Below are 24,293 nucleotides of genomic sequence, written 5' to 3' on the forward strand. Positions count from 1 at the left end.
ACGGGGCCCTTTCGTCAGTCGATCGCTTTGACGATTTCTTCCGTCATCTTTTTGGCATCACCAAGGAGCATCATGGTGTTGTCACGATAAAACAGCGGATTGTCGATGCCGGCATAACCGGAGGCCAACGAGCGCTTGTTGAACATGACGGTGCCAGCCTTCCAAACTTGAAGCACGGGCATACCATAAATGGGTGATGAGGGGTCATCTTCAGCAGCCGGATTGGTGACGTCGTTCGCGCCGATGACGTAAGCGACATCAGCCTGCTGGAATTCGGAGTTGATGTCCTCCAATTCGAAAACCTCGTCATAGGGGACGTTGGCTTCAGCGAGCAGGACGTTCATGTGACCCGGCATACGACCGGCGACAGGATGGATTGCGTATTTAACCTCGACGCCAGCTTCTTTCAGAGCGTCCGCGAGTTCGCGCAGCGCATGCTGAGCTTGCGCGACGGCCATGCCATAGCCCGGGACGATAATCACCTTTTGGGCGTTCTTCATGATGTAGGCCGCGTCCTCAGCTGAGCCGAGCTTCACGGGCCGCTGTTCGCCGCCTCCACCTGCAGGGCCAGCAACTTCACCGCCAAAGCCGCCGAGAATGACCGATATGAAGGAGCGGTTCATGCCCCGGCACATGATGTAGGACAGGATCGCGCCAGAAGAGCCAACCAATGCGCCGGTGATGATGAGAGCAATATTGCCCAGAGTGAAGCCGATACCTGCTGCGGCCCACCCCGAATACGAGTTTAACATTGAGACGACGACGGGCATGTCCGCGCCGCCGATGGGCACGATGATCAGCACGCCGAACAGTAGCGAGATGACGGTGATGGCCCAGAACAGCTTATCGTCGCCGCCGGAAACCACGAACATGTAGATGAGCACAACCAGGGCTGCGAAAAGACCTGCGTTGATGACGTGGCGCAGAGGCAGGATAATCGGGGCGCCTGACATTCTTCCGGACAACTTCGAGAATGCGATGACGGAGCCGGTGAACGTAATCGCACCGATGGCAACGCCCAGAGACATTTCCACCAGACTGGCGGCCTTGATGCCGCTATTCGGATCGCCTGCAACTTGAAGAATGCCAAATGCGTCTGGTGCGTAGACAGCTGCTGCCGCGACGAAGACAGCTGCAAGGCCGACGAGCGAGTGAAACGCGGCAACCAATTCCGGCATCGACGTCATCGGAATATCGCGGGCAATTTTGCCGCCGATTACGCCACCGATTCCCAAGCCGAGTGCAATCAGAACCCATGTCAGCAGCTGATCGCCGCCTTTAAGCTGAGTGAGCGTCGTCACAATGGCAATGGCCATGCCGATCATGCCGTACAGGTTGCCACGGCGTGACGTTTCGGGGTGCGACAGGCCGCGCAGCGCCAGGATGAAGAGCACGCCGGAGATCAGATAAAGAATCGCGACGAGGTCGGTGGGAATCATCGGTTCGGACATTTTAGGAAAGCACCCAAGAGGTTATCTGCAATCGCACAAGGTGCGTGAAATCAACGCTTCGGCTCTTTCTTCTTGTACATGGCGAGCATGCGGCTTGTGACGAGGAAGCCACCGAAGATGTTGACGGAAGCCATCGTGAGAGCGAGGAAGCCAAAGATCTTTGCGGCTAGTCCACCGTTGGCGATGCTTTCGATGCCGACAGCGAGCAGTGCACCGACGACGATAACGGAGGACACGGCGTTGGTGACCGACATGAGCGGCGTGTGCAGGGCCGGTGTCACGCTCCAGACCACATAGTAGCCGACGAAGATCGCCATCACGAACACCATGATCTGATAGACCCATGGTGCGACGTCGCCACCTCCTGCTGCCGCGGCGGGGAGAGCTGAGGCGGAAAGCGCGAACACTGCAAAGGCGAGCGTAAGGGTACTGTTCCGGAGTGCTGAGATGGTGGGCTTGTGCATCGTCTAGTTCCGTTCCCTAGGCTGTCTTTTCCGTGAGGCTGGGATGGACGATTTCACCGTCCTTGGCGATCAACGTGCCCTTGATGAGCTCGTCATCCCAATCGATTGCGAGTGATTTGTCTTCCTTGGAGATCATCAGGTCCACGAAGGCGGCTAAGTTCCGCGCGTAAAGGTTGGAGGCATTTACGGGAACGGTGCCGGCCAAATTAATCGGACCGATGATCTTTACGCCGTTTGCCGTGGTGATGGTCTCGCCCGGCTTCGTGAGTTCGCAGTTGCCGCCACGTTCCGCTGCGAGGTCAATAATGACGGCGCCAGGTTTCATGCTGGCCACCATGTCGCTCGTGATTAGACGTGGGGCTGGGCGGCCAGGGATCAACGCGGTGGTGATGACGATGTCCTGGGTCTTCACGTGATTTGCGACAAGTTCCGCCTGCTTTGCCTGATAGGCCGCGGACATTTGCTTTGCATAGCCGCCCGCTGTTTGTGCCTGGAGGAATTCCTCGTCTTCAACGGCGATGAACTTGGCGCCGAGAGACTGCACTTGTTCCTTGGTCGCGGGTCTGACGTCAGTTGCGGTAACAATGGCGCCGAGCCGCCGCGCGGTCGCGATAGCCTGGAGACCAGCAACACCAACGCCCATGATGAAGGTTTTCGCCGCTGGCACGGTGCCTGCGGGCGTCATCATCATCGGCAGTGCGCCGCCAAATTTCGAAGCAGCATCGACGACGGCCTTGTAGCCAGCAAGGTTTGCCTGACTAGAGAGAACGTCCATGGCCTGCGCACGTGTCGTGCGCGGCATCAATTCCATCGCGAAGAGGGTCGCCTTGGTGGCGGCCAACGTCTCGATTTCAGTGCGTTGTCCGTAGGGATCAAGCATCGCGACGACGATGGCGCCTGGTTTGAGCGTATTAAATTCTTCGGGTGAGGGACGCCGCACTTTCAGGAGGATATCGGCGCGCGGTAACGCATCATTGGGCGACGAAACTATTTCTGCGCCTTGTGCTTTGTATGCGTCGTCGGAAAAACTCGACCTCAATCCGGCACCGCTTACGATTGCCACCGTACATCCAGCAGCAACGAATTTTTTCACCGTATCGGGGGACACGGCAACGCGGGGTTCATTTGAAGCTTCTGGTGTGACCGCGATGGTGACCATAAAAAAAGTCCGATTGTGCTTGGGTGGCCTTTTCGGCGATCCCTTCCGTATAAAAAACAACGGGCTCGCGTGGAACGCGAACCCGTCATGGGGTCCTCGGTTATTGAATAACCGACTAGCGTTTATCCCTCTTCATTTGCCAAACCATATAGGCAAAATCTAATGAAGGCTAGACCAGGAATATCGCCATACCGGCCAACAAAAGTACTAGAAGTACGACCATAATCTGGGTTGCACGGAGGAATGCGCGGTACGTACGCGCGTGCTCATTGTAGTCCATGTCCGGATGGCCACCCGCACCAGAAAGATCAATGCTCATTCTCATCCCCTCCTACTGGGTTCTACCTGCCGTATTACGGCGCTTTGGATCACTCGTCGCACGCGTTGGATTTCGCGTCACGCGATTGTACCGGCGCATGCCGGCCGATTGCCGCCAGTCCGCCGCTTTTTCGAGGTCTAGAGCGTTGGCGAGAAACAATCAAAGGGTTTTGTGATGTCCCGGTCTCAGTCGTGTGTCAAGCAAGGCTCACGTATCGCTCAGTTGATGGCTTTTGGCATTTTTGTTGGTGCGTTGGCTGTCCGACCGGCGGTGGCTCTCGAAGAAACCGACGATGAAAAGGACGGCCGCAAAGCCTGCGAAGCCCAGATATGTCGGCTTATCGTTGATAAGCCCAAGGAAAAGGGTGCTCTCAAGTGCGACCTTGGGAAGACGTGGGGCAAGGCTAAGATCAAAGAAGGCGCCGATTCAAAACAGATCAAATGGTCGTTTGGTGATGCGCGCTGCAAAGTGAGCGTGCGCATCCCGAAGCGAGTTATTGTTAAAGCCCTGACGCAGCCTAAGTTCACATTCGAAGCACGGCCGCATGTTGTGCATTGCGATGTGGAGACCGGAAACGGGATCGAGCGGGTACGCGCTGTTTTGAAGCCGAAGCTGAAGTTCGAGGGGGGGCGCGTGAAGAAGGCCTGGGTCGGATTGAAGGAGCTGGACGGTCCGACGCTGCTCAAGGGGCTCGTTTGGACGACAGCAAAGCTGGAAGATACGCTCGGGATCTTTCACAGCGAAATGGTCAAAGAGATCAATAAATTTGTCCACAAAACCTGCCCGGCGGACTACGGGCCTGAAAGTGAAAAGGACAAAAAGAAAAAGGGTAAGGACAAGAAGGCCAAAGATACTGAAAACGATACGAAGGTCGTAAAGAAACCCGACCCTGATAAGAGCGCTGAAAAGCCGGAAACATCTAAAGCGGATAGCAATGCGAAACCATCCAAGGAGGATGGAGGAAAATCCGAGGCGGAAGGGAAAGCCGCGTCTGACGCAACACCTAAAAAAGACTAGGAAATGGGTGTGCGCGTGTATGAAGGCGGCAGAAAAGACGCGATTTTGTCGCGATATAAATTTGAATAACAACGCCGTCACGCGACAGGCGATGGCTGCCATGTAAGTGGCAGGCCACTACAACGCGGACAACCATTCGAACGGGATCAGGCGCGGTCCGATGAGTCCATCAAAAGGTTTTCCCGGCCGAGCGCTTTGAAGGCCGTTTCCACGATGCCTGCCGCGGCCAGCCCAGCGTTCGCATACATTTGGTCAGGTTTGGCGTGATCGACGAAGATGTCGGGCATCACCATTGGCCGGACTTTCAGTCCACTGTCGAGCAGGCCGTTTTCGGCCAAGTGCTGCAACACGAAGCTGCCGAAACCACCAACGGAGCCTTCTTCAATAGTGATAAGCACTTCGTGATTGCGCGCGAGGTTATTCACGAGGTCTTTGTCAAGCGGTTTGGCAAAGCGTGCGTCGGCCACGGTGGCTGACAGGCCAAATGCTGCAAGCTGTTCGGCGGCTTTGAGAGATTCCGCGAGCCGTGTGCCGAGCGAAAGAATCGCAATCGTCGAGCCTTCGCGCAGGATGCGACCCTTGCCAATTTCGAGCGGTATGCCGCGCTCGGGAAGTTCAACGCCGACGCCGTCTCCGCGTGGGTAGCGGAAGGCAGAAGGCCGATCGTCGATTGTCACCGCGGTGGCGACCATGTGCTTAAGCTCGGCCTCGTCGGCTGCGGCCATGATGACGAACTCAGGCAAGCAGCCGAGGAACGCAATATCAAATGAGCCGGCATGGGTCGGACCGTCAGCGCCGACGAACCCTGCACGATCGATCGCAAAACGCACAGGCAACTTTTGGATCGCCACGTCGTGCACGACTTGGTCATACGCGCGCTGAAGGAACGTCGAATAAATCGCGGCGAAAGGTTTGAAGCCTTCTGTCGCCAGACCGGCGGCGAAGGTGACAGCGTGTTGCTCCGCGATGCCGACATCGAACATACGGTTCGGGAATTCTTCGCCGAACAGGTCCAATCCCGTTCCGGAAGGCATGGCCGCGGTAACAGCAACGATGCTTGGGTCTCTGCGTGCTTCCTCGACTAAGCTTTTGGCGAAGACCTTGGTGTAGCTCGGCGCGTTGGACTTCGGTTTGTCCTGTGCTCCGGTAATGACGTTGAACTTGCCAACGCCGTGGTACTTGTCCTCGGACTCCTCAGCCGGCGGGTAGCCTTTGCCCTTCTTGGTGACGACATGCACCAGGATTGGGCCCTGGCGTGCATCGCGCACGTTTTTCAGGACGGGGAGCAGCTGGCTCAGATCGTGACCGTCAATGGGGCCGACGTAATAAAAGCCGAGCTCCTCGAACCACATCCCACCCTGCCACAGGTGGCGGGTGTACTCCTCAACGCGCGCCGCGCGACGTTCCCAACTTTTTGGGAGACGTTTCGCCAACTGCTTGGCGATGTCACGCATGTAGAGGTAGGTGCCACTGGATGTGATGCGGGCGAGATACGATGATAGCGCGCCTGTAGGCGGCGCGATGGACATATCGTTGTCGTTGAGGATGACGATCAAGCGCTCGTCGCTGGCGCCGGCATTGTTGAGCGCCTCATAAGCCATGCCCGCCGACATCGCGCCGTCGCCGATAACGGCGATGACATTGTTATCTCTGCCTGCGAGATCCCGTCCCACGGCCATGCCGTGGCCGGCAGAAATCGACGTTGAGGAGTGGGCGGCGCCGAATGGGTCGTAAGGACTTTCATCGCGCTTGGTGAAACCGGACAGGCCGCCAGGTTGGCGCAGTGTGCGGATCTGGTCGCGGCGCCCGGTCAAAATCTTGTGGGGGTATGTCTGGTGACCAACGTCCCAGATGAGGCGGTCACGTGGCGTGTCGAATACCCAGTGGAGGGCAACGGTTAGCTCGATTACACCCAGTCCGGCACCCAGGTGGCCGCCGGTCACCGAGACGGCGTCGATTGTTTCCTGTCGGAGCTCGTCGGCGACCTGGTTGAGGTCGCTTTCTGGAAGCGCCCGTAGGTCCTCGGGGAACTTTATGAGATCGAGTAACGGTGTCGTTGGCACGCTCTTACTACGCTTCCTTGCTTAGTTTGCATTCAAACGGCCGGTTTAAAGCATTTGTACCGGCATAGCACGATAAGGTCTTTTAGGTTGCGATCTTTGCTAACGAGAAGCGGAGCGAGCGGATCGAGCCGGCTTTGCGTCGAACGGCCACACTATCTGTGCTGAGCGCAGATGAAAAGCACGTGGTCGTGAGCCGATCGCCGCGGACTTTCAAGCTCGGTTTATGTGGGATCGAGCGGCTCGGTGCCGGCCGGATTCCCGTTCGTGTCCAGAGTGATCTTCTCAACCTTCGCTTCCGCTTGCCGCAAAAGCTTGTCGCAGTGGGCTCTCAAAGCCTCTCCGCGTTCATATATCGTGATGGACTCTTCGAGTTCCACATCCCCGCGTTCCAGTCGGCCGACAATCGTTTCGAGCTCCTTGAGGGCACGCTCGAAGGTCATACTTGCAATGTCGGCTTGCGGCTCTGATTTCTGATTGGTGGTCATGGATGTCCGGTTGTTCGTCCTTAAACTTGGGGCGTTTTACGTTGATTCGGGAAAACGTCGTTTATTCAGCCGCGTCCATCAAGGTGCGAACGTGGACTGCGACGGAACGGGCGAGAGCTGTCAGATCATAGCCCCCTTCGAGAAGCGAAACGATCCGACCATCGCAATGGCGGTCAGCCGCTTCGGTGAGTTTCTCTGTAACCCACATAAAGTCGGCTTCCACGAGGCGCAAGCTCGCCAGCGGGTCGGCTTCATGGGCGTCGAAGCCCGCGGAAATGATGATCAGGTCCGGCGAGAAGTTCTTCAGTGCCGGGAGAATACGGCTTTCCATGGCTTCGCGGAATCGTTCGCCACCATCGCCACTGCGTAAAGGGGCGTTCCAGATATTGCCGACTCCGGTCTCCGAGAGCGCGCCCGTGCCTGGAAAAAGCGGCATCTGGTGCGTTGAGGAGAAGAACAGGTTTTTGTCGCTCCAGAAGATGTCCTGAGTGCCGTTGCCATGGTGGACATCGAAATCGACAACGGCGACGCGCTCAACGCCGTGTTTCTGGCGTGCATATTTCGCGGCGATCGCGGCATTGGCAAACAAGCAGAAGCCCATGGCCTTGTCCGTTTCGGCATGGTGGCCGCAAGGACGGACCTGACAGAAAGCGTTCTTGATGTCTGACGCTGGGTCCATCACTTCATCAACGGCCATTAAACCGGCTCCAACGGCCCGCAAAGCAGCTTCCCAACTTCCCGGCGACATCAGCGTATCGCCGTCGAGGTAGATGCGTCCTTCCCCCTCTCCGGGCCGCTGAGCGCGGATATGGGCCAAATAGCTCGTTGGGTGCGCCAAAAGGATTTGTTCTTCGACATCGTCGCGCATGGGGGCTTCTTTACGCGTCAAGTCGGTGAAGTACTCATGGGCGAGTACTTTATCGATCGCGCGCATGCGATCGGGACGCTCGGGGTGACCGGGGCCCGTATCGTGATTGAGAAACGAGGGGTGCGTAACGAGGAGTGTCGACATGTCGGCGAGCGCTGTCCTTTGAGGAACCTGTTCGTTTGGCGGGCGAGGCTTCAGGCCATGCTAGACTAAAATTACGTCCAACGCGAAGAAAGCCAGTCGTTTCGACCTTTCTAGGCTTTGGTTCCTAGCTTTGAAAGTATGGCGGCGGGGGCGATGTTCACCCCGGGCGGCGGCAAGGATCTGGCCGGTACAAAGAAATCCGGAGCGAGCATCTGGCCTGGCGTAACGCTGTAACCTTCGAAATCCGTTACATTGCCCGTTTCGTATAGAAACGTGTCGTCGATCAGGAAGTTGCCGGTGAATTCCGAGGCCGGCTGAGAGAAGATCAGGTGAGCTGCATCCGCCAAAATGTCCGGGGTGCGGCTCATATTGATCAATTGGTCGCCTCCGAGAACGTTGCGGATGGCAGCGGTCGCGATGGTGGTGCGCGGCCACAGGGCGTTGACTGCGATCCCATCGGGCGCCAGTTCGCGCGCCAGCCCGAGAACCGCTAAGCTCATGCCATACTTGGCTATGGAATAGCCAACATGCCCGGCAAACCACTGCGGCTGCATGTCAAGCGGTGGCGATAACATCAGCACATGCGGATTGGCAGCAAGCTTGAGGTGGGGCAAGCAAGCTTTAGTGACGAGCAATGTCCCGCGCGTGTTGATGGCGTACATGAGATCGAGACGCTTTGCCTCGGTCTCCGCAAGCGGTGTTAGCGAGATCGCCGACGCGTTATTTACGCAAATGTCGATGCCGCCGAAGGTTTTCGCGGTGCGCGCGACGGCTTCCTCGATCTGCTCTTCACTGCGGATGTCGCATTGGATCGCCAAGGCTTTGCCACCTGCCTTTTCGATTTCTTCAGCGGCTGAGAAGATCGTGCCTTCGAGTTTCGGATGGGGCTCAGCCGTTTTGGCGGCAATGGCAACGTTGGCACCATCGCGTGCTGCCCGTAACGCGATCGCCAAGCCGATGCCACGGCTGGCGCCCGTTACAAATAATGTCTTGGAATGGAGGTTTGCCATGGCTCGTCTCTAGGATCACATCCGCCCCATTTGTTATTGCGGAGCATGGGTTGCTATTGGGCGTCGCCGGTTCGCCTGAAGCCGAATATCCAGGTCAGAATGCGCCAGGGCAAAGTTACGATGGCCCAAAGCTGCTGTATTATACTCACGAGAGCCGCGGGCACGCCAACGAGGGGCATAAACGCAATCAAAAACACCACCAGTTTCAAGATCCGCGTCGCATAGTAGCCCGCGGTGTTTGCAAAGCTTTCCCGCTTCATTTTTGGCCAGACACGGGCCCACCAGTCTCGGACGACATTAAACCCAATCAGTCCGGCGACTAGGCTGAAGAGATAAGCGAACTGGATCGTAGAGGGAATGTTCGGGATGATGCGCAGGTCCAGTTCCGTTTGCCGTTCCCGTGAGTTTACGTGTGCTTCGACCGCGGCGGTGGCGACATTTCCTGTCACGTTTGAAACCACCTCTCCAAGGATGTCGCCGAACATATCTTGCGTGCCGGGGGGGTGATCGTATGGAACGGCATCGATCCGAATGCGTGATGAACTCTGTTTGGTTGCAGAGAGCTCAAGCTTTCCATGCTGGGCGCCGAGGGCATCAAGAAAATCAGCGTATGTGGCTCGTTTCAGTGCGTCGCGCAGGCCGCTCACCTCTATTGATTGCCAGAACCAGTTGCGGCTGCCTGGCTGTGCGGGAGACGACGTTGCGAGCACGACGAGATTGATGTCGTTTGCTGCGGCTGCCGACTTCAAATTCTCCAGCGGAATGTTGCGTGAGATGCCCGAGATCGGTTTCACGTTGAGCATGTTGCCCTCGACGCGCCCCGTGACGACGACCGTCTGCCCCCGCAATGCATCAAGGCTCGTGATGACGTGATTGGGATCTATAGGTTCGACTAGAACCGATCGTCCGGCTTTGTCGAATTTTCGTGATGCCCCTAAAGTGCGTGGGCCGGCTTCCGTCATGGACAGAATGCGCACGTCGGCTTTCGACAGGTTCCGGGAGAGCTGCCAAATCGCTTCCTTGAACAGCGTTCGGTCCTGCGCTTCGAGTACGACGTTGGGGCGAACTTCAACTAGGGCGGAATCCTTTGGCCCCACCCGGCGCAACACAGGATAGGCTTTTCCATCCACCACGACATGGAGCTTTGCCTTTTCGGGCAAGTCTCGAAGCAGTTGGCGCTGGGTGAAGAGCGTTTCTTCGGACAGATAGAGTGCGAGTCCCGGGCTGCTGCCTGCCAGTTCCGGGGCGAGTGCGGGGACAACACGGGTCATCTCGTCGGCGTTTCCGGCCGTGAAGATTTCGCCCTTGCGATTGACAAATTTCCAGTGGCCTTCGGGTGTCGCGTGGGTCGCGAGCGCGACACTTCCGGGTGCGTGGGGGAGTTTTGAGACGACGGACGCGGCGTCATCGAGGGACGTCACGGCGAGCTTGCTCCCGATGCGGCCGGCGTCGACGCCAGCGTCACCGGCCTCCTTCAAGAGCTTGGTCAGCCAGTTGGCGCCGGCGTGATTGACGGATGCCGTTAACACGAGGCCGATGACCATGACTAGGCTCACAAAGTGTTTCAGGCGCTTCAATCTCATCCCGCTAGCCATATTCCTCTCTCTCCCTCAGGCTAGCACTTCCGTTGGGCTATTTTCAGCCGAATGATTGTTACTTTGAGAAATTTGGCGGCCGTTTTTGTGTGAATGTTGTCAGCGCTTCAACAGTTTCGGGTGCTTTGAGGCGCTCAGCGAAGTGTTCGGCTTCCTCTCGGATGCGATTTTGGACGGTGGTTGGATTTCCCCGGAGCAGGCGGCGAGATATCGCGAGCGCGTGAGGAGGCTTTGCCGCCAGGCCCGCAGCTGCTGCGAGCGCTGCCTGTTCCAGTTCATCCGGCGGCACGACGGCATTGATGAGACCTGCTTCGCGCATTCGTTCAGAAGAGAAGGGTTTGCCAAGAACGAGAAGTTCGAATGCACGCGCGTAGCCCAGCTGCAGTGGTCCGAGCAAACTTGATCCTGCTTCGGGTACGAGACCCAAATCAACAAAGGGGGTTGAAAAGGTGGCACGGTCGCTGGCGAACACCAGATCGCAATGGAACAGCAATGTGGTTCCGATGCCCACCGCGAGTCCGTCAACGGCTGCGAGCAGCGGTTTGCGGATGTGGGGCAGGAGGTGAATGAAGCGCAGTACCTCGGCCATGGCGTCATCGCGGTTCTCATCGGTCTTCAAGAAATCCGTCAGGTCGTTGCCTGCCGAGAACGTGCCTTCGCTGCCGACGATGACATGGACCCTGACATCGTCCGACGCATCGCCGTGTTCCAAGGCGTCAGAAAGAGCGCGATACATTTCTGCATTGATCGCGTTCTTCTTCTCTGGCCGTGAGAGACGCAGCACCTGGACGTGATTTGTAACCTGACCTTCGACGAGTTTGCTCATGCGGAGAGCGCGGTCGGTTCAAGGCCGAGCACAGCATCGCATCCTGCTGTAACGGTCAATGCGAGACCCGGGGCTGTTGTCGCGATCTGTTCGGCGAAGAAGCGCGCGATTGCGACATGGGGGGAACTTTGAGTGCCATCACGCGCAGCGGCTAACGCGCCTTTTGCAAGATAACACCCGCCTGCGGTGATCCCAAATAAGCGTAAATACGTCGTGGCACCGGCGAGGGCTTTCTGCGGATCCTGGCCAAGCTGTTCGCCCATCCAGATGGAGGCTTCCGTCAGCGCGGTGACGGCTTCCTCCAGCCGCTTTGCCATGGCGCCGAATTCGGGCTGGTTCGATGCGGATACGGCTTCCACGATCTGTTTGAGTTCAGCGAGATACGCTTTCATGACGCGGCCTTCGCCGAGCGGCAATTTGCGGGTGACGAGGTCGATTGCCTGGATACCGTTAGTGCCCTCATAGATCGGCAGGATTCGTGCATCACGGTAATACTGCGCGGCGCCCGTCTCCTCGATGAATCCCATGCCGCCATGAACCTGCACTCCAAGTGAAGCGACTTCGCAGCCAATATCGGTCGAAAATGCTTTGGCCACGGGGGTGAGCAATGCTGCGCGTGCGGCGGCCTGCTCGCGCTCTTCTGGCGTTGCTGCGCGATTGGACAAATCGAATTCGCGCGCGGTGACGAGGCAGATCGCGCGGGACGCCTGCGTCATGGCCTTCATGGCCAGGAGCATTCGACGTATGTCGGCATGCTGGATGATGGGGACCATCTCATCGCGATTTTGCGGACTGCGGCCCTGTCGACGTTCCTCTGCATAGGCAATGGCCTGTTGGGTTGCGCGTTCAGCGACGGCGACACCCTGAACGCCAACGGCGAGGCGTGCGGCATTCATCATAATGAACATGCAATTGAGGCCGCGGTTCTCATCCCCGACGAGGTAGCCAATCGCACCATCCTGTTCGCCGAATGTCATGATGCACGTCGGGCTGCCGTGAATGCCAAGCTTGTGTTCCAAGCCGGTGCAGATGACGTCATTGCGTTCACCGAGTGATCCGTCGTCATTGACGATGAACTTCGGTACGAGGAACAGAGAGATCCCGCGTGTGCCAGGGGGCGCATCAGGCAACCGCGCAAGGACAAGATGAATGATGTTGCCGCTCAGCTCATGTTCGCCGTACGTGATGAAGATCTTTGTGCCGAAGATACGGTACGTGCCGTCGTCTTGGGGAACTGCGCGCGTTTTTATGCCAGCCAGATCGGACCCAGCTTGCGGTTCGGTCAGGTTCATGGTTCCGGTCCATTCCCCTGAAACGAGTTTGGGTAGATAGGTTTCCTTCAGCACATCAGAGCCGCCAGCCTCAAGAGCTCCGATGGCGCCCTGGGTCAGCAGAGGGCAGAGACCGAAGGATAGGTTGGCGGCATTCCAGATCTCGCTTACCGCCATGGAGACGATTTCCGGCAGGCCTTGGCCCCCATATTGTTGAGGCCCTGGCAAGGCGCTCCAGCCTGCGGCCGTGAACTGCTGATAGGCTTCGTTCCAGCCCGGTGGCGTCGTGACTTTTCCGCCATTCAAAGCGCTCGGCTTATGGTCCCCTTCGCTGTTAAGGGGCGAGAGAACCTCCGAACCGAAACGGCCCGCCTCCTCCATGATTGCGCGGATCGTGTCGGCATCGAGATCATCATAGAAATTGCGCTCAATGAGGTCATCCAGACCGACTGCCGACTTGAGGACGTGCATGATGTCGTCTACTGGAGCCTGATAGGTCATGGGCAGCCTCATGGAGTGGTATGGATATCGCCGTGTCGGCGACGTGTCTTGCCGCGAGCTTATTCGCAATGACCGGATCGGCAAGACTGGAGGCGGAGCTGTGGGACAATTTAGTCGATGAATATCGAGAAGGCCGACGCACAGGCCGTCGCAAAAGCGGGTGCCGTGCTCCGCGCGGGTGGGCTTGTGGCGTTTCCGACCGAGACCGTCTACGGACTTGGCGCAGATGCAACGCAAGCTCATGCTGTCGCCGCCATTTTTGCTACGAAGGGCAGGCCTCGGTTTAATCCGCTGATTGTGCACGCGGTGGATGTCGCCACGGTAGAACGCTACGCAATAATGACGCCTGTCGCGAAGGTCTTGGCCGCCGCGTTCTGGCCAGGTCCGCTGACGCTGGTACTTCAACGGCGCGCGGACAGCGGCCTTTCCGACCTTGTGAGCGCCGGTATGGATACGGTTGCCATTCGCGTACCGGGCCATCCGCTTGCGACGGCTCTTCTTGCGGAGGCTCAAGTTCCCGTTGCGGCGCCTTCTGCCAATCGGTCGGGGCGGGTTAGTCCGACGTGCGCAGCGCATGTTGCAGCGGATCTTGGTGATGACGTCGATCTGATCCTGGACGGCGGGCCTGCAACGGTCGGACTTGAGTCCACCATCGTCGATTGTTCTGGAGAGGTTGTTCGACTGCTCCGCCCTGGGGCGATTGCTACCGATCTTATTGAGGAAACGATTGGGTCGCCGATCTCGCGGGTCGAGGGCGCAACGGAAACGCCGACGTCGCCCGGCCAGTTGGAGAGCCATTACGCGCCGGCTGCTCGGGTTCGACTCAATGTGGAGCGACCCGAAAAGGGTGAGGCGCTGTTGGCGTTCGGCCCCAACGTGCCCGAACATAACGGGCTAGTATTAAATTTGAGCGCGCGTGGAGATCTCACGGAGGCGGCCGTGCGATTATTCGCGAGCCTGAGAGAACTCGACCAGCCCGGGGTCTCAGCTATCGCTGTGATGCCTATTCCCGATACCGGCTTGGGTGAGGCCATCAATGACCGGTTGACACGAGCCGCTGCGCCGCGACCGAGGGTGTGATGCTCAATCGCTACGTCGACGATGCACTGTCCTTGATGGCGCGTAGTTCTTCTTCGGTTTGCTTTACCGGGTTTGGCCAGCTTGCCGCGAGCCAGTCGTTTGTGCCGAACAGCCAATACCAGAAGCGATTTCGGCGATGATCGCGTTCCAGCGCTGCGCGATGTAGATCGTCGACGCGTTGAGACATGCGGTGAAGCTGCGCGACCGGGGCCTCGTTGCTGGCGTCGATACGCGCGAGGCGGGTTTCGATCGCTTGGACATGTTCAACGCTTGCGGAACGGAAGGCCTGGATGGCCATAGCCAGCGTGTGCTGGTTCTCATTCAGCGTCATGATGGCCTGATGCACTTCATCAAGCTTGAGCAGGTCAGCTTGGCGTGTGTCATCGATTGGCTGTGTCTGCCGCGAGAGTAGTGTCTCTATGGCTTCGAGACGCTGGGCATTTTTTTCGCGGAGTGCCTGCGCGGCTTCGCGGCTTGTCGTAAGTCCGGCGAGGCTGCTTTCAATTACCGATAGAACGTGGGCTCGAGCTTCCAATTGGGTGTTGGTTGCGGCATTGGCCCGTTCTTCTGCTTCTGAAAGCTTTGCGACTAAGGTCGCTTCGAGTGCATCAATCCGCGTGGCCGTATCGGTGTCGCTGCTCAGGCTCAGGAAGGCGGATTCGATTTCGCCAAGCCGGTCTTCTATTGGGCCCAGGTCAACGCCTGTGTCGCGGTTATCGGCGATGCGATTTTCGACAGATGCCAATCGCGCGGAAACGGCTGCGAGCGACCGTCCTGACTCGCCGGTTTCTTCTCGCACCACTTGTTCCAGTGCATCAAGGCGGGTGGCAATCTTTTCAAAGATACTTTCAATAACGGTAGATGACGCACCGGACGTTGGTGGGTTTCCGAGGTCTCGTTGCAGTTTTTTGAAGGTAGACGTGAGATTGTCGCGGTCTTTTGCAAGGTCGTCGCTCAACGTCTGGATCATGCGTACGAGAGCGTCCAGGCGTGCATTTTGTGTGTTGTCGTTGAGCGGTTGGGGGATGTTGTAGCGAACCGCACTGGCGGACGGAAAATGCTCGTCTGGATAACTTGGTCGCGCTGGGCGGCGTGGACGCTCCCGCGGCGTCGAATAATCGTTGTAGTCCGGCTCGAAGGCGGATGAGCGCGAGCGATAGTAGTCGCGATTGTTGACCAAGCTAAAGCGATGGAGGAGGTCGAGGCCTGGAAGATCCGGTCGCAGATCAACGAAGACCTGTAGGAGATCGGCAACGCCCGCCGGGCTCTTCCGGCGGAAGGCCAAGTGTGCTGCGGTTCGGAGCGCGTCTTCAAGGGCTGGCTGGCGCCGCGGCGCGCTGTCTTCTCCGTCCAATCCAACGGGAAGCTCGACAGCTATAACGATGCCACACTCGCGGCGAAGGCTGGCCACCCTGATGCGATAGCTTTCCAGAACTTCAGCGGCTTCTTCGACGCGGGTCAGGGCGTAGAGCAGATGCTCGATACGCACTTCGCCCGAGCGGTGGGCGAGCGCGATTTCATAGGCGTGGTTACAACAGGTGAGCAGGAGGTCATCGACCCATATCGGACCGTGGCCGTCAGGTGGGGATGCAAGAGGATCCAAAATCGCGTCGGGGCCGGCTGTGTCAGAGTCGCCTTCACCTCGACCACTCCAGGTTCGCGTCGTGCGCAAATCCAGGTCTTCGCCTCTGTAGCCCATACTCACTCTCCCGATACGCGGGGTTCTGCTCGCTTACATCAAGCAATGCGCCCTATGGCCATCGCTCTAATCGCCCTGAACTCACTCGGTAAATTGCGCGTCTGGGCCGTGGCAGATTAACCGCACTCGAATTGGGAAGCGAGGGGGCAGACAGTATTCGCAATTGATTTGTTCAATTTACCAAGCAGGTGTGGCGAATGTGGCGGTGCCAAGCGGGCTGCGTCCTTACAATAACGTGTCAGGCATGTTGCGCTGGACTTCAGGAAAGTCGTTCCTGGGATTGTTCAGGTCTTTGGAAACGAGCGTAATCTCCAGAGACCTATCAGGAAGCGGACTTAGCAGCTTTTTGGCTTCCTGAGACCGGCCTGAACGACAATCGAGCCACTCATCGAATTGATCGGGCGTAAGAATGACCGGCATACGTTCGTGGATTGCCGCCATTTCGGCATTGGCCGTTGTGGTCAGAATGGCCATCGTTTCCAGTTCGCTGCCATCGGCGCCCAGCCAATGTTCCCAAAGCCCGGCGAGAGCAATGAGCCCGCCGTTTTTTGGTTTGATCAGGTGGGGTTGTTTGGCACCAGCGCGTCCGGTCCATTCGTAAAATCCGTCAGCAGGCACAAGGCAGCGGCGGTGACGGAGGGCGCTGCGGAATGACGGTTTTACGTCTGCGGTTTCGGCGCGCGCATTGATGAGCATTGCAAAGTTCATCGGGTCCTTGACCCAGGGTGGGATCAACCCCCACCGAACCAATGCCAATCCCCGCTGACCGCGCAGGCCATGACGGACAATCGCGACCGGTTGCGACGGCGCGATATTATAGCGGGGTGGAAAACCTGCATCGTTCGCATAACCAAAAAGGGTCCGAACAGCTTCAGGCGGTGATGTCAGGGTATAGCGTGAACACATGGTTTCGTATGGTAGAGTCGCATTAGAAAAATACCATGCCTGCTGCGATTGCGTCGGGTCAAGGAACGTAGGCTAGAGCGCATGTCGGTGCCGCAGAGAAAAGTCGTTTTGGCGGCTAGTGCCGTTATTTTCGAGGGCGGATCGGTTTTGCTCGTCGAGCGTGCGCATCCGCCTGCTGCAGGGTATTGGAGTTTTCCCGGTGGTCATATTTGTGCCGGGGAGGCCCCTCAGGCTGCGGCTATCCGCGAAGTTCGCGAAGAAACCGGTCTGGAACCTGAGATTTTGGGGTGCTTCTGTGAGCGTGAGATTGAAAGCCTCGGGCCGGATGGAAGCCGATCGACTACATATCAGCTCAGCGTGTTTGCGGGTGTGATAAGGGCTGGAGCAGTGCCGGTTGCGGCGAGCGATGCTGCACAAGCTAGGTTCGTTCCCTTTGCCGAACTCGAACAGTATCGTCTGACGAGCGGAGCGGAGGATGTGATTCGGTCCGCGTGGACGTATTTGTATGATGAAGTGCTTCAGGCGGGGTTACGCTGCGGGGAAAGGTGATCCGACTTCATGGAGGGACAAACGCAAGTGATGAGGTGGCGCTTACGGAGTGCGGCGATCCTTCTTGCTCTCGGTGTTGTTGGGTCGGCGGGCTTTGGGACACACGCAGCGGAAGTGAAACCTTATGACGACAAGCTGATGAGGCTGTCCGAAATACTGGGTGCGGTGCACTATCTGCGCGAGTTATGTGGCGCCGGAGAGGATCAGCTCTGGCGAGACAAGATGCGTGATCTCATTAATGCTGAAGGTTCGAGCGCGCTCCGCCGCGCACAGCTAACGCGCAGTTTCAATAAAGGCTACAATAGTTACAGCCGCACTTATAATGCTTGCACTCAGTCAGCGAAGACGGCTGTTGATCGCTTTCTTGTTGAGGGCGTGGAGCTCTCGGAGAGCCTTGTGAAAGCTTATCCCTAACACGTCGCTTGGTCATCAGCATGGGCGGTTTCTACATCAGCGGTTTACAATGAATTGTTTTGCCAACTCCCGCCGACAAAGCGGCGTGCTACAGCCATACGAATGTCGGTCGCGCAGCTCCGTGTGCTCGCGGTCCGGTCATTGCGACGGTTAGGGGAGCCGTTTGCCAATTGCAGTAACGGGAGGACACAAGCATGCCGACAGCAGAATGGACTGACCCAAGTATCGATACAAGTGATGATACCGTGCGGGCATTGCAGCTAATTCTGACTGCGTGGGACGAGGGTGAGGAAAGCGGGGTTGCCCCCGAACTGATGGCTTACGCAGCTATCTTTGCTGCGATGACAGATCTCGTAACCTTGTTTGGCGAAGATGCGGTCGCAAAAATGGCCGGATCACTGGAACAACGTGTCAAGCTCGGCGAGTTCACGCTTCGCCAATCACGCCACTAATGAATTAGCGCGGTTATCAATTTAAAGACGATCTCGCCGATCAAAACGAGGCCGAATCCCATGAGTAGGATCCCGGCCCAGAGGTTGATGCGCGTGAGATGCTCTGGCTTGAAAATGTTACGTATTCGGCCGACCATGTAAGAGAGCCCGATCCACCAGGACAGGGAGCCAAGCATGACGGAGCCGACCATCAGAAAGGCCTCGCCGGGGCCGCGGACTTCGACGAACGTGCTCGCGCCGCCAAAGATGGCGAAGAGACCTAGGACGGCGCCTGGATTCGTTACCGTCAGAAGAAACGTTTTCGGGATATCCCAGACGTAGTTGCGCAGGGGACCGCCATTGGGCGCGCCGTTCTGGGGGCGTGTATAAGGTGGCGCATGTGCGTAAAGCCGCCAACCAAAATACAGTAGCACCAAGCCGCCGATGATCTGGATTGCCGCGCGATGGTAATCGACGACGCCGGTAATTGCGCCGACGCCCAACGCTGCGAATAGCGCAATCAGACCGTCGCCCAGCATTGCGCCGATGCCGGCAATGATTCCCGCGGCCATACCATGGGCAAGTGTGCGCTGAATGCACAACACATTGACCGGTCCCACCGGAGCGGCCACAAGAATGCCAATGAACATTCCGATCGGGATGATTAGCGGATTTGGGATAAAGCTCATTGGGTGGGCCACCGAGGAACGCCACAGTGGCAGTGCGCGTGTGCGGGTATACTGTCGGTTGCCACGGAGCGTAGGCGCGAAGCCGTCACACTTAAGTGGGGGAGTAGTTGATTATGTGCAGATCTATGTCGCGTTCTTCCAAGAATGTTAGTGCCTGTCGTGTAATCCCTCAATCGCTGTTCCTCCCGATATTGGCCGCCCAGTCCCCCTGGCGTAGGTTTCGACGGCTATTCCTAGTTGGGCTGTCTAGCATTGTCTATTGTGCGGGCCTTACGGCGGGCGTATTGGCGGAACCTACAGCGGGCGTCGCGGCGTCTCAGAAGGCCGAGATGCCACAGTCCGAGGGGGAGAAAAAGCCAGAGTTAGTGCGTGTTCCTTTGGGGGAGTTGCCCATTGCCGTGCAAGAAATGCGGGATGCGATCCTTGCAGGTGTAGTCCGCGGCGATTTTGACGAACTCAGAACGGCTATCGAATGGAACGAGCTGCGTCCGGACTTTGGTCTGGATGCGAACAGTGATCCGATCGCATATTGGAAGGCGAACATGGCCGGGGACGGGATTGAGATCCTCTCGATACTTGGCGAAATACTGCAAGGGCCGCCCGCGAAGCTTCCTATCGGGCCGGATCTTGAAAACAATGCGGTCTACGTTTGGCCCTACATGTCGGAGAAGCCGCCCGCTCAATTCACGCCGGGTGAAAAAGTTGAACTTTATAGGATGGTTGGTCCAGAGCAGGCTTCAGCAATCATCAAATCTGGCAAATGGACGTGGTATCGCCTTGCCATTGGGGCTGATGGCACGTGGCACACTTTTGCACAACATGACTAAAACTGTCTACGCCCGATCTCTCATGGGCAAGTAATCAATCTATATTTGCTTGAGCGCTCAAGATGCGGATACCGATCAATTTTTTGGGATCGGAACGTTCCTTGCGGGCATGGCATTTTCCCCCCATCTTTATGCAGGTTGTCGGTCATCGGAGGGAGGCTTGTCTGCGCTCTGTCGAGATCGGCGCAACGAGTAAGATGGAGAGTTCCCGTGCTGCAACGCCGTTTCGCAATTGCTGCGATCGCAGGATTCGCATTTAGTTCTCCGGTAGCGGCCCAATCCGGCATCACGTGGGAGAATGGCCAGCCGATTTTTCACTCATCTCCGCAGTATCAGGGTGCATATCAGCCGCCCAGATATAATTCGTACGGCGGGTATGGTGGGTATTACGACGACTATTATGGCGAACCGCGCCCAAAACGGCGACCTTCAAATGAGGTCCGTTCCGGGGGCGCGCGCCCACACATAGCCGCCAAGGCTCCACAGACGACTTCTTTCGTCAGTGATGAAGAGCCTGGCACCGTGATTATCGATACCAAGGCGCGAAAGCTCTACTACGTGCTGTCGCCGACTGCGGCCTACACCTATCCCATATCAGTGGGCCGGGAAGGCTTCTCGTGGACGGGTACCGAGCAGGTCAGCCGTGTTGCGGCTTGGCCAGATTGGCACCCACCGGCTGACATGCGGAAGCGCCAGCCCGAATTGCCGAAAAAGATGCTTGGCGGGTTGCGTAACCCGCTTGGCGCAAAAGCGATCTATCTTGGTAATACGCTTTATCGAATTCACGGGACCAATGACGCGAAGTCCATTGGGCGGGCGGCTTCATCAGGCTGCTTCCGCATGATGAACTCGCATGTGATGCATCTCGCGACGTTGGTCGGTGTCGGGACGACGGTAAAGGTCGTTAAGCATTGGCCGCCTTCCGGGAAAGGCGTCGTTGCCGTCGACAATCCTGGTGGTCCGTCCTAACGGACCACCACGTTCGGGCAAGGTTCAATCGCAGCGCGTCTTAAACGCGCTGCGGTTTCACTCTGACGCCCGGAGCAGGCCGTTCCAGTAGAACTTCACGACGGAAGCTGAAGAGTTTGGCGGGACGCCCACCGGTCCGCGTCTTCATTTGACCTGTCGGTTCGACGAGGCCGGCGCTTTCGACGAGGCGTCGGAAGTTTTGCTTGTGCAGATGTGGGCCAAGAATAGCTTCCACAGTTTTCTGCAATTCGAAGAGCGTGAACTCGTCGGGCATCAGTTCGAAGATGACCGGCCGATATTTAATTTTTGCGCGTACACGACCGATCGCTGTTGCCAGTATACGGCGGTGATCAAAACGCATCGGACTGCCGAGCGTCCGCTCGGGCACGTTCATCAGCGACGCTGCCTCGGGGCGATCCCTATGAGCTTCGGCAAGGAGCCCAGCTTCGTAGAGGAGTTCGAGGCGCTCCAGAACCTTTTCTTCGTCCCAGGCAACGCCATCAAAACCGAAGCATACGCGTATGCGTTGATTGCGGTCGAGCGGACGAGCCGATGATGGTCTGCCCTGGTTGCTTTGGGCCCATCGGCGGAGTTCCGGTTCCATGACACTGTCGAGAATTTCAGGGCGGCCTTTGCGCCAATCCTCCCAAGGGAAAAAATGATACCAGCTTCGCCAGATTCCAGACTGAAGACCTTCCGCCTGGAGTGCGCGCGTTAAGGCGAGATAGCCGATGGATACGACAGGAGGTCTTGTGTCGCCGACCTGTGCGTGCCGGCCTCGATCCCCGAACGTGTACAGCTGTTCGACATAACCGAGTTCCAGGCCTGTTTGATCTGCGACCCACGAGCGCAAACCGATTTCTAACGTTCTATGATCGATGGGTGAAAATGGTCCAAATGGCAAACCTTCTGTTGCTCCGGCAGCGTCGGCCGCGTCTTTGACCGTCAACACAACGGGCTCATCGTTCGTGACGGCGATGATAGCTGCGTTGAGTTCGATCTCAACGGTCGACTGCTCCAGGTGCATCGAGGTTCGCAAGGGACCCCTCGGTACCGAGGTGGGCATCTCTGGGTGGCGCAGGTTTGCCTGAGACGTCATATGAGGCTCTCCGATGCGGTCTCTCGCATTCTTGTGATTGGGTCGAGCTAGAGGCCGATCATGGCGTTTTTCAGAACAGGTGTTTTGTACAAAATGATGCTAACTCGCTGATCATGCGAGTGTTCCCAAATTGTGCCTTAGTTCGTCGTGGCGGTATTCGCTCGATACCGCGGTATGTTTATGGCGCCGACTTGTCGTTTTGTAGGACTAAGTTGCGCAGTACAACGCAGATATGCTGTCAGCTCAGCGTGGCGTTGGATGCTTCGATAATAGTGCAAAACGGCGCAGGAAAAGATCTTGTGCTTCGGCGGCAGGGAAAGGTGTGAGTTTTTCCAGACGCATGCGTAGAGCCGCGGAAATACCGCTGGGCTTTCCAAAAAATCTCACCGCTTCGTTTCGCTCAAAGCCAGCAAGAACCGTTGCTTCGAAATAGGCCGCGATCCGATCAGCAGATTTTATTTCCGTGGCGACTTCGTCCGGTAAATTTGGTGGTAAGCCAAAGCGAAGGTGAATAGCTTCGTTCAATCTTATCTCAAAAGCTTTGTAGTCGAGACCGATCGCGGTCTTGAAGGGGCTAATGAGGTCGCCGACAACGTATTCTTGCGCATCATGGAGCAATGTCGCCAGCTTCCATGCGGATGACCACTTTGGATTTCGATTGGTGGCGATCTCTTCGACGATCAGCACATGCTGGGCTACCGATAGCGCGTGGTCTCCGATGGTCTGACCATTCCAACGCGCGACGCGGGCGAGACCATGGGCGATATCCTCGATCTCGATATCCAATGGTGAGGGGTCGAGGAGATCCAGCCGACGGCCTGAAAGCATGCGCTGCCAAGCGCGTGGAGGCGGTTGAGAGCTGCGTGAGATCGCGGTCTTCGCTGTTGGGGTTTTCTTGGGCTGTTTTGGGGTCATTCGTGTGCAGGCTAGCGGTTCTTGCTGTTGAGGGCGCGTTGTAGCTTCGCGCAGGGTGCATGCCGATGGCAGGAGACAAGGTGGTCGTTGACCATGCCCACCGACTGCATGAACGCGTAGACGGTCGTTGGGCCAACGAAGCGAAACCCTTCGGTTTTCAGTGCTTTCGAAATGCGTTTCGAGATATCGGTCTGCGCTGGGACATCTCCGAACTCGGTGTGTTTGTTGATGATCGGCTTTCCGTCGACGAATCCCCAAAGGAAATCCGACAAGCTCTGTCGGCGGCTTAATTCAAGGTACGCCCTTGCATTGGATATCGTGGCTTCAATCTTGCTGCGGTTCCGGACAATTCCTGCGTCGGCCATCAGGCGGCTAATGTCCGAGGATCCGTATGCGGCGATCTTCTTGGCGTCGAAGTCATCGAAGGCGGTCCTAAAGTTCTGTCGCTTCCTCAAAATGGTCAGCCAGGAGAGGCCGGCCTGAAAGCCCTCCAGTACAAGCTTTTCGAAAAGCTCACGGTCGCCGAACTTCGGTACACCCCACTCTTCGTCGTGGTAGCGTGTATATTCTGCGTCTTCGATGCCGACCCAAGGACAGCGCGTTGTTTGTTTCGCCATTTCAGCTTTAATCCGCAGAGGCCGCAATTTTGAACGTTGCCCAATCGGGAAGATCGATACGGATGTGGGTATTGCCTGAAAGCAAGGGTTCGCCCTTGCTAGCGGCCTCTGCCGCCCGGTCGATGCGCAAGAGTGCCAGGGCACGGTTGCCCGACGTGCTCGCCAGGGTCCCAATTGCCGCCGTGCCTGCGCGCACCTCTGAACCCGGATCAGGCAGATAGCCGTCAGCGACGACAGGTACGATACGCTTACGCGCTGTCCCCCGGTGCTGCATTCGTGAGACGACTTCCTGGCCCACGAAGCAGCCTTTCGAGAAGGACACGCCGTTGAGTTGGTCGAATAGCGCTTCGTGGGGAAACGCGTCGCCGAACTCGTAGTCTTTACCGCCTTCAGGAACGCCGAGTGTGATGCGATGTGCATCGTAATCTTCTCGGGGAGCCGGGTCTGCTCCGATCTCGGCTGGTATTTTGTCGTTTGCGAGCGTCAAGAGGGCCCGGAAGCCAAGCGTGGGCAGACGCGGGTCGAGGAACGCGATGACCGAACCATCCTTGGGCATCGCGTCAATGCCGTCGTCCCAGATCGCTGTGACCGTATATTCTGCGGAGCAGTCGGTTATCTCGACATTTGACCTTAGTTTGTAAAGGTTAAGCCGCTGGATCAACGCTGGGATTTGGCTACGTGCAACTTCCAGAATGTAGCCGCCTTCGATTTTGGTAACGAAGAAATCGAACAGGATTTTTCCTTGCGGCGTTAGCAGGCCGGCATATATCGCCTGCTGGGTCGCCAGGAGACCCATATCGTTGGTGACGATGCCCTGTAGGAACGTCTGTGCGTCACGTCCGACAATGCTGACGACGCCCCGATCGGGTAGGAAGGCAGACTTTAATTGAGCCATGGTATGTCCAGGGTTGCGGTAATCTAGCAG

Annotated in this window: 25 protein-coding genes; 7 read left to right on the forward strand and 18 right to left on the reverse strand. The window is 57.4% G+C overall.

Features of this window, described 5'->3' with window-relative positions; translation table 11 throughout:
* Positions 1-14 precede the first annotated feature (14 nt).
* The 4 genes from YBN1229_RS00485 to YBN1229_RS00500 form a co-directional block, all read right to left on the reverse strand.
* Positions 15-1,451: an NAD(P)(+) transhydrogenase (Re/Si-specific) subunit beta gene (locus YBN1229_RS00485; protein WP_425284152.1), complete on the reverse strand. Its 1,437-nt coding sequence runs from the start codon at positions 1,449-1,451 to the stop codon at positions 15-17.
* A gap of 50 nt (positions 1,452-1,501) precedes the next feature.
* Positions 1,502-1,915, reverse strand: coding sequence for a proton-translocating transhydrogenase family protein (locus YBN1229_RS00490; RefSeq protein ID WP_076605260.1), 414 nt, complete (start codon positions 1,913-1,915; stop codon positions 1,502-1,504).
* A 16-nt stretch (positions 1,916-1,931) separates the two neighbouring features.
* Positions 1,932-3,074, reverse strand: coding sequence for a Re/Si-specific NAD(P)(+) transhydrogenase subunit alpha (locus YBN1229_RS00495; RefSeq protein WP_046475338.1), 1,143 nt, complete (start codon positions 3,072-3,074; stop codon positions 1,932-1,934).
* 169 nt (positions 3,075-3,243) lie between these two features.
* On the reverse strand, positions 3,244-3,393 hold the full coding sequence (locus YBN1229_RS00500) for an aa3-type cytochrome c oxidase subunit IV (RefSeq protein WP_139165303.1): 150 nt from the start codon (positions 3,391-3,393) through the stop codon (positions 3,244-3,246).
* Positions 3,394-3,567: 174 nt separating this feature from the next.
* Between YBN1229_RS00500 and YBN1229_RS00505 the strand changes: the two genes are divergently transcribed.
* A complete protein-coding gene (locus YBN1229_RS00505; protein WP_046475341.1) occupies positions 3,568-4,410 on the forward strand; it encodes a hypothetical protein in 843 nt (280 codons plus the stop codon).
* Positions 4,411-4,556: 146 nt separating this feature from the next.
* Here YBN1229_RS00505 and dxs read toward each other — a convergent pair whose 3' ends face one another.
* From dxs to YBN1229_RS00540, 7 genes are all read right to left on the reverse strand, one after another.
* The gene (gene dxs / locus YBN1229_RS00510) at positions 4,557-6,473 is read right to left on the reverse strand and encodes a 1-deoxy-D-xylulose-5-phosphate synthase (protein WP_046475345.1); all 1,917 of its coding nucleotides are present in this window, start codon (positions 6,471-6,473) and stop codon (positions 4,557-4,559) included.
* Between the two features lie 221 nt (positions 6,474-6,694).
* Positions 6,695-6,958, reverse strand: coding sequence for an exodeoxyribonuclease VII small subunit (locus tag YBN1229_RS00515; protein WP_046475349.1), 264 nt, complete (start codon positions 6,956-6,958; stop codon positions 6,695-6,697).
* 61 nt (positions 6,959-7,019) lie between these two features.
* A complete protein-coding gene (locus tag YBN1229_RS00520) occupies positions 7,020-7,970 on the reverse strand; it encodes a histone deacetylase family protein (RefSeq protein WP_046475352.1) in 951 nt (316 codons plus the stop codon).
* Between the two features lie 110 nt (positions 7,971-8,080).
* Complete coding sequence (locus tag YBN1229_RS00525) at positions 8,081-8,980, reverse strand: SDR family oxidoreductase (RefSeq protein WP_046475355.1); 900 nt, start codon at positions 8,978-8,980, stop codon at positions 8,081-8,083.
* A 53-nt stretch (positions 8,981-9,033) separates the two neighbouring features.
* Positions 9,034-10,575 carry a hypothetical protein gene (locus YBN1229_RS00530; protein ID WP_152024932.1) on the reverse strand — a complete coding sequence of 514 codons (1,542 nt, stop codon included), beginning with the start codon at positions 10,573-10,575 and terminating at the stop codon, positions 9,034-9,036.
* Positions 10,576-10,633: 58 nt separating this feature from the next.
* Entirely contained in the window at positions 10,634-11,401 is a 768-nt protein-coding gene (locus YBN1229_RS00535) for a crotonase/enoyl-CoA hydratase family protein (protein WP_046475361.1), read from the reverse strand.
* On the reverse strand, positions 11,398-13,173 hold the full coding sequence (locus tag YBN1229_RS00540) for an acyl-CoA dehydrogenase (protein WP_046475366.1): 1,776 nt from the start codon (positions 13,171-13,173) through the stop codon (positions 11,398-11,400). Before YBN1229_RS00540 ends, YBN1229_RS00535 begins: the two co-directional genes overlap by 4 nt.
* A 117-nt stretch (positions 13,174-13,290) precedes the next feature.
* Between YBN1229_RS00540 and YBN1229_RS00545 the strand changes: the two genes are divergently transcribed.
* A complete protein-coding gene (locus YBN1229_RS00545) occupies positions 13,291-14,253 on the forward strand; it encodes an L-threonylcarbamoyladenylate synthase (RefSeq protein ID WP_046475369.1) in 963 nt (320 codons plus the stop codon).
* A 10-nt stretch (positions 14,254-14,263) separates the two neighbouring features.
* Here the strand turns inward: YBN1229_RS00545 and YBN1229_RS00550 are convergent, their stop codons facing one another.
* Together YBN1229_RS00550 and YBN1229_RS00555 are read right to left on the reverse strand one after the other, a co-directional pair.
* Entirely contained in the window at positions 14,264-15,952 is a 1,689-nt protein-coding gene (locus YBN1229_RS00550) for a Clp protease N-terminal domain-containing protein (protein WP_046475373.1), read from the reverse strand.
* A gap of 225 nt (positions 15,953-16,177) precedes the next feature.
* The gene (locus YBN1229_RS00555; RefSeq protein ID WP_046475378.1) at positions 16,178-16,858 is read right to left on the reverse strand and encodes an SOS response-associated peptidase; all 681 of its coding nucleotides are present in this window, start codon (positions 16,856-16,858) and stop codon (positions 16,178-16,180) included.
* A gap of 81 nt (positions 16,859-16,939) precedes the next feature.
* Between YBN1229_RS00555 and YBN1229_RS00560 the strand changes: the two genes are divergently transcribed.
* From YBN1229_RS00560 to YBN1229_RS00570, 3 genes are all read left to right on the forward strand, one after another.
* Entirely contained in the window at positions 16,940-17,407 is a 468-nt protein-coding gene (locus YBN1229_RS00560; protein WP_052743580.1) for an NUDIX hydrolase, read from the forward strand.
* Positions 17,408-17,437: 30 nt separating this feature from the next.
* Positions 17,438-17,821, forward strand: a complete 384-nt coding sequence (locus tag YBN1229_RS00565) for a TIGR02301 family protein (RefSeq protein ID WP_046475381.1) — start codon at positions 17,438-17,440, stop codon at positions 17,819-17,821.
* Positions 17,822-18,015: 194 nt separating this feature from the next.
* Positions 18,016-18,273: a hypothetical protein gene (locus tag YBN1229_RS00570; protein WP_046475385.1), complete on the forward strand. Its 258-nt coding sequence runs from the start codon at positions 18,016-18,018 to the stop codon at positions 18,271-18,273.
* Here YBN1229_RS00570 and YBN1229_RS00575 read toward each other — a convergent pair.
* Positions 18,270-18,941, reverse strand: coding sequence for a LysE family translocator (locus tag YBN1229_RS00575; protein ID WP_046475389.1), 672 nt, complete (start codon positions 18,939-18,941; stop codon positions 18,270-18,272). The genes YBN1229_RS00570 and YBN1229_RS00575 overlap by 4 nt on opposite strands.
* A 284-nt stretch (positions 18,942-19,225) precedes the next feature.
* Here YBN1229_RS00575 and YBN1229_RS00580 point away from each other — a divergent pair, with 284 nt between their 5' ends.
* Positions 19,226-19,768 (forward strand): hypothetical protein, encoded by a 543-nt coding sequence (locus tag YBN1229_RS00580; protein WP_052743581.1) that lies wholly within the window; start codon positions 19,226-19,228, stop codon positions 19,766-19,768.
* Positions 19,769-19,978: 210 nt separating this feature from the next.
* Positions 19,979-20,737 (forward strand): L,D-transpeptidase, encoded by a 759-nt coding sequence (locus tag YBN1229_RS00585; protein WP_046475392.1) that lies wholly within the window; start codon positions 19,979-19,981, stop codon positions 20,735-20,737.
* 40 nt (positions 20,738-20,777) lie between these two features.
* Here the strand turns inward: YBN1229_RS00585 and YBN1229_RS00590 are convergent, their stop codons facing one another.
* The 4 genes from YBN1229_RS00590 to YBN1229_RS00605 form a co-directional block, all read right to left on the reverse strand.
* Positions 20,778-21,803: an NUDIX hydrolase gene (locus YBN1229_RS00590; RefSeq protein ID WP_432264134.1), complete on the reverse strand. Its 1,026-nt coding sequence runs from the start codon at positions 21,801-21,803 to the stop codon at positions 20,778-20,780.
* 276 nt (positions 21,804-22,079) lie between these two features.
* Positions 22,080-22,664, reverse strand: a complete 585-nt coding sequence (locus tag YBN1229_RS00595) for an HD family hydrolase (RefSeq protein WP_046479751.1) — start codon at positions 22,662-22,664, stop codon at positions 22,080-22,082.
* A gap of 98 nt (positions 22,665-22,762) precedes the next feature.
* Positions 22,763-23,368: a DNA-3-methyladenine glycosylase I gene (locus tag YBN1229_RS00600; RefSeq protein ID WP_046475399.1), complete on the reverse strand. Its 606-nt coding sequence runs from the start codon at positions 23,366-23,368 to the stop codon at positions 22,763-22,765.
* Between the two features lie 7 nt (positions 23,369-23,375).
* Entirely contained in the window at positions 23,376-24,263 is an 888-nt protein-coding gene (locus YBN1229_RS00605; protein ID WP_046475402.1) for a YgfZ/GcvT domain-containing protein, read from the reverse strand.
* Between the last annotated feature and the right edge of the window lie 30 nt (positions 24,264-24,293).

The organism is Candidatus Filomicrobium marinum (assembly GCF_000981545.1).
GTDB classification, from domain to species: domain Bacteria; phylum Pseudomonadota; class Alphaproteobacteria; order Rhizobiales; family Hyphomicrobiaceae; genus Filomicrobium; species Filomicrobium insigne.

Coding starts and splice junctions, on each gene's coding strand:
- YBN1229_RS00485 (WP_425284152.1), bottom strand. CDS start 1,451: ATGTCCGAACCGATGATTCCCACCGACCTCGTCGCGATTCTTTATCTG.
- YBN1229_RS00490 (WP_076605260.1), bottom strand. CDS start 1,915: ATGCACAAGCCCACCATCTCAGCACTCCGGAACAGTACCCTTACGCTC.
- YBN1229_RS00495 (WP_046475338.1), bottom strand. CDS start 3,074: ATGGTCACCATCGCGGTCACACCAGAAGCTTCAAATGAACCCCGCGTT.
- YBN1229_RS00500 (WP_139165303.1), bottom strand. CDS start 3,393: ATGAGCATTGATCTTTCTGGTGCGGGTGGCCATCCGGACATGGACTAC.
- YBN1229_RS00505 (WP_046475341.1), top strand. CDS start 3,568: ATGTCCCGGTCTCAGTCGTGTGTCAAGCAAGGCTCACGTATCGCTCAG.
- YBN1229_RS00515 (WP_046475349.1), bottom strand. CDS start 6,958: ATGACCACCAATCAGAAATCAGAGCCGCAAGCCGACATTGCAAGTATG.
- YBN1229_RS00520 (WP_046475352.1), bottom strand. CDS start 7,970: ATGTCGACACTCCTCGTTACGCACCCCTCGTTTCTCAATCACGATACG.
- YBN1229_RS00525 (WP_046475355.1), bottom strand. CDS start 8,980: ATGGCAAACCTCCATTCCAAGACATTATTTGTAACGGGCGCCAGCCGT.
- YBN1229_RS00530 (WP_152024932.1), bottom strand. CDS start 10,575: ATGGCTAGCGGGATGAGATTGAAGCGCCTGAAACACTTTGTGAGCCTA.
- YBN1229_RS00535 (WP_046475361.1), bottom strand. CDS start 11,401: ATGAGCAAACTCGTCGAAGGTCAGGTTACAAATCACGTCCAGGTGCTG.
- YBN1229_RS00540 (WP_046475366.1), bottom strand. CDS start 13,173: ATGACCTATCAGGCTCCAGTAGACGACATCATGCACGTCCTCAAGTCG.
- YBN1229_RS00545 (WP_046475369.1), top strand. CDS start 13,291: ATGAATATCGAGAAGGCCGACGCACAGGCCGTCGCAAAAGCGGGTGCC.
- YBN1229_RS00550 (WP_046475373.1), bottom strand. CDS start 15,952: ATGGGCTACAGAGGCGAAGACCTGGATTTGCGCACGACGCGAACCTGG.
- YBN1229_RS00555 (WP_046475378.1), bottom strand. CDS start 16,858: ATGTGTTCACGCTATACCCTGACATCACCGCCTGAAGCTGTTCGGACC.
- YBN1229_RS00560 (WP_052743580.1), top strand. CDS start 16,940: ATGTCGGTGCCGCAGAGAAAAGTCGTTTTGGCGGCTAGTGCCGTTATT.
- YBN1229_RS00565 (WP_046475381.1), top strand. CDS start 17,438: ATGAGGTGGCGCTTACGGAGTGCGGCGATCCTTCTTGCTCTCGGTGTT.
- YBN1229_RS00570 (WP_046475385.1), top strand. CDS start 18,016: ATGCCGACAGCAGAATGGACTGACCCAAGTATCGATACAAGTGATGAT.
- YBN1229_RS00575 (WP_046475389.1), bottom strand. CDS start 18,941: ATGAGCTTTATCCCAAATCCGCTAATCATCCCGATCGGAATGTTCATT.
- YBN1229_RS00590 (WP_432264134.1), bottom strand. CDS start 21,803: ATGCCCACCTCGGTACCGAGGGGTCCCTTGCGAACCTCGATGCACCTG.
- YBN1229_RS00595 (WP_046479751.1), bottom strand. CDS start 22,664: ATGCTTTCAGGCCGTCGGCTGGATCTCCTCGACCCCTCACCATTGGAT.
- YBN1229_RS00600 (WP_046475399.1), bottom strand. CDS start 23,368: ATGGCGAAACAAACAACGCGCTGTCCTTGGGTCGGCATCGAAGACGCA.
- YBN1229_RS00605 (WP_046475402.1), bottom strand. CDS start 24,263: ATGGCTCAATTAAAGTCTGCCTTCCTACCCGATCGGGGCGTCGTCAGC.